The organism is Acidobacteriota bacterium, from assembly GCA_016703965.1.
Lineage (GTDB): Bacteria > Acidobacteriota > Blastocatellia > Pyrinomonadales > Pyrinomonadaceae > OLB17.
Genome location: JADJBB010000010.1, coordinates 47,980 through 56,081, shown reverse-complemented (window position 1 = coordinate 56,081; position 8,102 = coordinate 47,980). Strand labels below are relative to the sequence as shown.

Below are 8,102 nucleotides of genomic sequence, written 5' to 3'. Positions count from 1 at the left end.
CGCGATAATCAAGAAATTTTCGCCAATTTACCTTTGATTTAGCAATTTGCCAAGTCAAATCGCAAACGAACGTGCATTTTTAGCCGATAGCGAGGCGATCAGCACTTAGCAAATAGCAAGCTAACCCATAGCTAACCCATAGCTAACCCATTATGGGTTAGCTGTAAGTCATTGATTTCTCATCCGAATCCTATAGCTAACCCATACTACCCATATATTTACTTAAAAACCTCCTGGGAAAAATAGGAACTTAGCAAGACGCTAAGATTAGCAGGTAGATAAGGATTAGCAGATAGCTAAGGAAAAAAACCCCAGGAGGTTTTGAGGGGTTTTTTATGGGCGTATGGGTATTGTTTGTTTGAAATCAAACACTTACGGTACTTATCCACATGGGTTAGCATGGGTTAGCATGGGTTAGCTATGGGTTAGCATGGGTAGGATGCGAATCGTTCTCAACATCCTGGCAACCCCGGTGGAATTGCCCGCCGGCGACTGAAATCGGGCTAGGCGCCCTGCCGGCAATCCGCCCGTTGGGCAGATACCACGCACCTTAACATCTAACCGAAACTTTAGCAATAGCCAAATTAAAAAACATTTGCTAATATGGCAACATGCAAACTGCGAACACTCTATTAGAGGACATTGGGGCCGAAATTGGCTTTACCGCAACCTCGGCCCTCTGCGGATGGTATGGGGGGCGGAAGGTCTATATCCCCAAAACCGAATCGGCCGGGCATCACATCGCCAAAGTCATCGGCTTGCGGCAAATGGCCGCCCTGGTTCGGGCCTTCGGTGGGACGGATATTTTCGTACCGAAGGATTGGCACTCGCGCCGCCTGCGCCGGGACCGCGTTGTTCGTGATCTTCTGCGCCGGGGGCTAAGTACGCAGGCCATTGCCTTGAAAACGAACCTCACAACGGCGCATGTTTGCAATATCCGAAACAGCCTTGAAGAAACGGGCCTGCTACAACGGGTATTCACGAAGCCTAGCGAAGATGATAGCTGACCTTGACGCGCTATCCGCCCGCGCGGTTGCGGGGGATGGTCGCGGCGGAAAGCGACCGAACTCAGGCCGACGCAAAAAAGATGGAAGCCCGAACGCAACCTCCAAGCAACTTACCTCCCCGGTAGAGGTCCGCACGGTCGAACAGCTACTCGCTGAGGGACCACCGCCGCCGATGATTACGGTTGGTGAAGATGGGGGCGGGAAAAGTGGCGACATGGGAAGCCTGGCATTCGTATTGCCCGACAACCCGGCCGCCCTCTACGCCGGCGCCAAGGCGCGTAAAGAAGTTGCCCTCGCGGCGAAAGCCGAATTGGACTTCCGCATAAAGAGTGGCGAATACCTACCGCGCGATGCGTTTCGTAGCGCCGTAGCCAAAGTGTTTCAGTCTGTTGCCCAATCGCTGCGTTCGATACCGGACAACCTTGAACGGAAATTGGGCGTCGACCCGACACTTGCCGAATCTGTTGGGGTGTCTATTGACGAGACAATGGGCGACCTGGCCGACGAACTAGAAAAGATTTTCACCAAGTCAAATGAACTTTCCTCCGCGGATTGACAATGCTACTTCTAAAACCGATTTCGTTGCGTGAAGCAAATTCTTTTGTTCTTGAAAAACACCGCCACCATAAGGGGGTGCAAGGGTACAAGTTCGCTATAGCTGCCCTCACAAAAGAAATGCGCGTTTGTGGTGTGGTGATAGTTGGTCGGCCGGTGTCGTACCGCCGGGATGATGGGTTTACCGCAGAGGTTTCTCGCTTGTGCACTGACGGTACCCCCAACGCTTGCTCCTTTTTGTATGCCGCCGCCGCCAAGACGGCGTTTGGTATGGGGTACCGCCGCATAGGCACGTACACCCTTCCATCGGAGGGGGGTGCCAGCTTGCGGGCTACGGGGTGGTGTTTTGTTGGTGCGCGTGGTGGTGGTTCTTGGAACTCGAACACCCGATTGCGGGTCGACAAAGCCCCAACAGAGGTAAAGCATTTGTATGAAAAAGTGCTCCCGTCCTACTTCTCAGATTTGCTATGAACTTTCCGCCGCGGATTGAAAACCGTGCCATGGCTGACATGGCGGGCGCGTTCGCCGCTTTCCGGCCGCCAAAGAGGGTGTCGGTAAGCCAAGGCGCGCACGAATCGCTGTTCTTGCGACAACCTGGCGGGTATGTCGGCCCTTGGGCGCCTGACGAAACGCCGTACATGGTCGAACCGATGAACATGCTTGCCAGCAAGCGGCATGAAGCGGTGGCGTTCGTCGGTCCAGCACGCACCGGCAAGGCGTTGGACGTTGGCACTCCGATACCTACACCCGACGGGTGGACGACGATGGGCGCCCTAACGGTCGGTGACGAAATCATCGCCCCGAGCGGAAACCCAACGAAAGTCGTTTTTGTCACCGGGTACCAGCACGATCGGCCATGTTACCTAGTCGAGTTTTCGGACGGCGAAACTGTCGTCGCCGACGCAGACCATCGGTGGGGTGTAGAGCGGTTCTACTGGAAAGCCCCGAACTGGCGGTATGAAATCAGAACTACGACTGAACTCCTGGCGGACCTTCACTACGGCGTGAAAGCGAACGGACGTGCGCGCTTTCGGTACCACATCCGCAACACAGCACCAATAGAACTGCCGGAAAGGCAACTGCGGCTCGACCCGTACCTGTTCGGGGTGTGGTTGGGTGACGGTTCAAAAGCGCAGGCCACTTTATCCTGCCACGCGGACGATGCAACTCACTACATACCGTTGTTTGAAGCGCAGGGTTTCAAGGCGTCGCCGAGGAAAGATAAAGGGAACACCCTTTTCATACACTTTGACCGCCGCGAGATACTGACCACGCAATGCCAGCGCGGGCATGTGTTCGCCGAGGTTGGGCAGGCAAAAAACAAAGCGTGCATGGAATGCCTCCGCCAAGGACACCACAGACGCAAATACGGCAAGCAGATGGCGCCGCTCGGGATGTTCAATGACACTTTCCAATCACGGTTGACGGACATTGGCGTACTCAACAATAAGCACATCCCGCAGGACTACTTGCGGAGTTCCGTCGAGCAACGGTGGCAACTCCTTCGGGGTTTGATGGACACTGACGGTTGTAGCTCGCAGGAAGCAGCGTCAGCTGAATTTACGACCACGCTTCCCGCACTGCGGGATGGGTTCTGCGAACTCGCCCGGTCCCTTGGTCTGAAACCAAAAACGGCCGTGAAGGCAACAACATGGGAATACAAAGGGGAGAGCAAAACGGGTACCGCCTTCAGGATTACGTTTCCGATCCCTGTTGGGGTTGAAATATTTTCCCTACCCCGTAAGGTTGAAAAGACGCAGCACGCGAAAGTGGACGTCAGCTTCCGAGCGATCGTGGGTATTACGCCGGTCGAGTCTCGCCCGGTAAAGTGCATCCAGGTCGCAGACGAGTCACATATGTTCCTCGCTGGCCGCGCGATGATCCCGACGCACAACACCCTTGGCCTCTTGGACGGTTGGTTTGCGCGTAACGTGGTGTGCGACCCAGGCGACATGCTGATTCTGCAAATGACTCAGGACAAGGCGCGGGAGTACAGCAAGACCCGCATAGACCGGGCTATCGTACACTCCCCGCAAGTGGCCGAACTTATGAGCAAGTCGGGCCACAACGACAACACGCACGACAAGCTGTTCAAGCACGGTATGTTCGTCAAGATCGGTTGGCCCACGGCGACACAGCTATCCGGTTCCGATTACCGCTACGTCGCGTTGACGGATTACGACCGTATGCCGGATGACGTGGACGGTGAAGGTGCGCCGTATGGCCTGGCGCTGAAACGCACGCAAACTTTCATGTCCCGCGGCATGTGCATGGTTGAGTCGTCGCCTGGCCGCCCGATTGTCGACCCGACATGGAAGCCGACGACGCCGCACGAAGGCCCGCCATGCACCGGCGTCGTCGGCATTTACAACAGATCGGATCGCCGGCGGTGGTATTGGCCCTGCCCGGACTGCGGGGAGCATTTTGAGGCAAAGCCTGGGCTTGAACTGTTTGGACTGCCCGACGAGGACAATCTAATCGAGATAATCCGCGAGGCCGATATAGACGAACTGGCGGGAAAGTACAACCGGATTATTTGCCCGCATTGCGGAACGCTGTTAGAGCAGAAGCATAAGCACCCAATGAACCGCCGCGGTAGGTGGGTCGGCGACGGCCAATACATCACGCCGGATGGTGAGGTTTGCGGCACGCCCATGAAATCTACAATCGCGGGCTTTTGGCTCGGCGGCGTAGCGGCGGCGTACCAGAATTGGCACTCCCTGGTAGTTCGATACCTGCAAGGTTTGCGCGACTACGTTTTGACAGGCTCGGAACTTGCTTTGCAGAACACGGTAAATACAGATCAGGGTATGCCGTATCTCAGTCGGTTGCTTGCGCAGTCGGCCAAGGGCGCCAGTGGCCCGGAAAGCCGAAAAAATGGCGGCCTGCAACGGTTCATTGCACCAGACGAAACGCGGTTCGTAGTCGCGGCCGTAGACGTGCAGGGCGGGCAGAATGCGCGGTTTGTCGTGCAGGTCCATGCGATCGGGCCGCACCTTGAACAGTGGCCGCTAGATCGGTTTGCGATAACCGAAAGCACACGAACCGGCGTCGACGGTGGATACGCGCCGATCGACCCTGCAAGCTATCCAGAAGATTGGGACATGCTGAATAAACTTGTCCTTGATGCGACCTACAGGACGAGTGTTGAGGGCCGTGAAATCAAGATAAAGGCAATGGCGATCGACACCGGCGGCGAGGATGGGGTTACGGGCAACGCATATCAGTGGTATCGCCGCCTGCGTGCGGAAAACAAACACTACGGGGTAATGCTCGTAAAAGGTGCCAGCACGCCCACCGCGCCGCTTGTAAAAGAGTCATGGGTTGGCACCAAACGCCACGGCGAGAAGGGGGATATTCCACTCTACTTGCTAAATTCAAATATGTTCAAGGACATGGTTTCCTCGGCGCTCAAGCGAACGCTACCAGGGCCAACATATATGCACATGCCTGGGTGGCTCCCGCGGTCGTTTTACGACGAACTGAACGCCGAAGTACGGGATGCAAAAGGCCGATGGGTAAAAATCAAGAAACGCAACGAAGCGTTCGACCTATGCGCTTACATTCGTGCGCTCTGCGTTCGGCTCGGTGCGGATAAGCCCGCATTTTGGGAGAATCCGCCACATTGGGCGCTACCGCTTGCCGAAAACTCAGGGATTATCATGCGGGAGGACCGCCAGAAGATGCAAGACGGTGGAACAGCAAACGGCCAAACCGCAAATCTACGCCGGCGGTCTACGAAATCGTCATATCTCAAGTAAAAAAAATGCCCCGCACTAGGCGAGGCTAAGTGTGCTGGTCAGGCACTTGGAGAGAGACAAGGAAATCGGCCACGTCTTTCCGTGGTGTCATCCGGGATACGACTATATGCAGGCACGAAGGCAACTGCATACTCCCGGAGGCGTTCTGTAGGAGGTCATGCCATGCTACAACCGCAAGTATACTTTCGCAAATGCGAAAGTCAACCCTATTTGCTTGTTGCAAAAACTTTAGCAAAGTGTAAAATCGGCATCCTCAACCAACCAACTGAAAATAAGGGGATGACGTGGAACTTTTGAAGAACTTTAGAAAGGCCGCAACGCAAGCAGAGCGCGAGCAGTTGGCCGATGCACTTGGAACGAGCATTTCATATCTGTTTGACCACTTGGGAAAGCACCGGCGTATTTCGGTTGACCAGGCCGCGGTTATCGAGGATGTAACGACCGAAATCGCGGCAAACAACGGCGGCACGACGCCGGTAATCCAACGGGAAAACCTTTGTGCCGCGTGCGCGAAATGCCCGCTGGCGTGTTCTGCAAGGGCGGCCCAGGAATTTGCATGAGCGATCGTTTCGGGGCAAACCCCGGCGATTGGGACCACTTCGACCTCGTTTGCGAACTGACAGAGGATTTGTTGCCGGTCGTAAGCAACCCACATGCCAAAAAATCACCTACAAGCAAGATCGCAGGCCCAGGCAAGACCCCCTCACGGTATAACGGGCGGGGGGAAATGGCTGGCTTTCCCGAATGGACACAGCACCAGGCAACCGGCGAGGACATTGCCCGTTGGTCGAAGATCGAGGACTATGGTATTTGTATCCAGACGCGCCGCATTCACGCTATTGATGTGGACGTGGAAGATGCCGACGAGGCCAGCGCAATCGCCACGGCGATCAGCCGACACGTCGCCGACCTCCCGCTGCGCAACCGGGCGGATAGCACAAAATTTCTGCTTTCTTTCGAGTTGCCGGGTGACTTCACAAAACGCCGCTTCAAAACCAAGCACGGCGTAATCGAGTTCCTGGCGAACGGGCAACAGTTCATTGCTTGCGGCACGCACCCCAAGGGCGCTCGGTACGAGTGGCCCAACGGATTGCCGGCGATCTTCCCCAAGCTGACTGCGGAGCATTTTGAGCGCATTTGGGCCGACCTCAATACTCAATTTGGCATCGAGGATAGCGTCGAAGTCGCCAAGGGAATCACCCCGGCTACGAAACGCCTTGCGGCCGACACAAAAGACCCAACAGTTAGCTATCTTGTCGAAAACTGGACAGTTTTTGGCATCGACCGCAGCGGCCGCGTCGACATTGAGTGTCCGTTCAAGGACGAACATACCTCGGACTCAGGTGAAAGCGCCACAAGCTATTTTCCCGCCGGCGTCGGCGGGTTTGAACAAGGCCATTTCAAATGCCAGCACTCGCATTGCGCCCACCGGACTGACGGCGAATTTAGCGACGCTATCGGGATTGGCGCCGCTGATTTCGACGTGATACCCGACTTGCCCGCTACGCCCGGGCAGAGGGTAAAGCAACCGATCCCTACGGCTATCAACCTGGCGCGGAAGATAAGCAAAAGTGGCAAGGTGACGATAGCAGCTACGCGCTCCGCGGTCCTTGCGGGTATTGCCAGAAGCGACCTGTATGGCACTTGGGTTGGATATGACCTATGCCGTGAGGAACTGATGGTCGCGGAAGTCATTGGCGACAAGACTATGGAGAAACGGCCGTTTTGTGACAAGGATTACTACAAGATTTCGATAGCCCTTGAAGAAGGCAACCCACCGTTTGAGCATGTACCTACTGAAATGGTACGCGCTGCGGTTGAGGTAGCCGCGGAGTTCAACGTATTCGACTCGGCAAAGGAATGGCTAAATAGCCTGCATTGGGACGGTGTTGAGCGCGTAGAAACTTTCCTCCCGCGGTACTTCGGCACGGAGGATACACCGTACACACGCGCGGTCGGGATGTATTGGTGGACAGGGCAGGCCGGCCGCGTGAAAGTGCCTGGCATAAAGGCTGATATGGCACCGATTGCGGTAGGCGGGCAGGGCGCCCGCAAGACTTCCGCTGTCCGGGCTATGGCACCAACGGAGCAGCATCATTTGGAACTCGATTTGAGCAAAAAGGACGATGACCTATCGCGTGAAATGCGCGGGAAACTTGTTGTCGAAATTGGTGAAATGAAGGGATCAAACAGCCGCCAGGTAGAGCATGTCAAGTCGTTTATCTCGCGGCGCGTCGACAAATGGGTACCGAAATACAAGGAATACGCGGTCGACTACCCCCGGCGGTGCATGTTCTTCGGCACAACGAACGATGACGAACCACTACCGGATGACAGCACCGGGCAACGCCGCTGGCTTCCGTTCGTCGTACCTGATGACAAATTGTGCGACTCAGGTGGAATCGAGGCCGACCGCGATCAGCTTTGGGCGGAAGCCCTTGTGCTGTTCGATAAGTACGGCATCCGGTGGGAAGAAGCCGAAAAACTAGGTCGAACGGTGCACCGCCAGTTTCAGAAGGAGGATTCCTGGCAGCACATCATCGAGGATTGGCTTTACTGTTCTGATCTTGGCGAGGCGCCAAAGGCCGACCAGGATGGTGGGTTGCGGTTGCATGAAATCATCACCGGGGCGCTTGCAGTCCCGCCGGCGGGCATAAACATTGGCATAGAGCGCCGGGTTGGTGCTTGCCTAAAGGTTTTGGGCTTCCGCAAAGTCGTCCGCGGCCGGCATAAGGTTTGGGTGCCGCCAATAAAATCTCACTGAGTATCAAATCTGTTT

5 protein-coding genes are annotated in these 8,102 nt (G+C 55.7%); all 5 read left to right on the top strand.

Annotated elements, in window-relative coordinates:
• The first annotated feature begins 611 nt into the window (after positions 1-611).
• The 5 genes from IPG22_06540 to IPG22_06520 all read left to right on the top strand — a co-directional run bounded on the left by IPG22_06540 (position 612) and on the right by IPG22_06520 (position 8,087).
• The gene (locus IPG22_06540; protein ID MBK6587957.1) at positions 612-1,007 is read left to right on the top strand and encodes a hypothetical protein; all 396 of its coding nucleotides are present in this window, start codon (positions 612-614) and stop codon (positions 1,005-1,007) included.
• Positions 997-1,563, top strand: coding sequence for a DUF1441 family protein (locus tag IPG22_06535; protein MBK6587956.1), 567 nt, complete (start codon positions 997-999; stop codon positions 1,561-1,563). The genes IPG22_06540 and IPG22_06535 overlap by 11 nt, the downstream gene beginning before the upstream one ends.
• 466 nt (positions 1,564-2,029) lie before the next feature.
• Entirely contained in the window at positions 2,030-5,323 is a 3,294-nt protein-coding gene (locus tag IPG22_06530; GenBank protein MBK6587955.1) for a phage terminase large subunit family protein, read from the top strand.
• A gap of 293 nt (positions 5,324-5,616) precedes the next feature.
• Positions 5,617-5,883 carry a hypothetical protein gene (locus IPG22_06525; protein MBK6587954.1) on the top strand — a complete coding sequence of 89 codons (267 nt, stop codon included), beginning with the start codon at positions 5,617-5,619 and terminating at the stop codon, positions 5,881-5,883.
• The gene (locus tag IPG22_06520) at positions 5,880-8,087 is read left to right on the top strand and encodes a bifunctional DNA primase/polymerase (protein MBK6587953.1); all 2,208 of its coding nucleotides are present in this window, start codon (positions 5,880-5,882) and stop codon (positions 8,085-8,087) included. The genes IPG22_06525 and IPG22_06520 overlap by 4 nt, the downstream gene beginning before the upstream one ends.
• The last annotated feature ends 15 nt before the right edge of the window (positions 8,088-8,102 follow it).

What these genes read in the sequence shown, in the direction of transcription:
- IPG22_06530 (MBK6587955.1), top strand. Translation starts at nt 2,030, where the DNA reads ATGAACTTTCCGCCGCGGATTGAAAACCGTGCCATGGCTGACATGGCG.
- IPG22_06540 (MBK6587957.1), top strand. Translation starts at nt 612, where the DNA reads ATGCAAACTGCGAACACTCTATTAGAGGACATTGGGGCCGAAATTGGC.
- IPG22_06535 (MBK6587956.1), top strand. Translation starts at nt 997, where the DNA reads ATGATAGCTGACCTTGACGCGCTATCCGCCCGCGCGGTTGCGGGGGAT.
- IPG22_06520 (MBK6587953.1), top strand. Translation starts at nt 5,880, where the DNA reads ATGAGCGATCGTTTCGGGGCAAACCCCGGCGATTGGGACCACTTCGAC.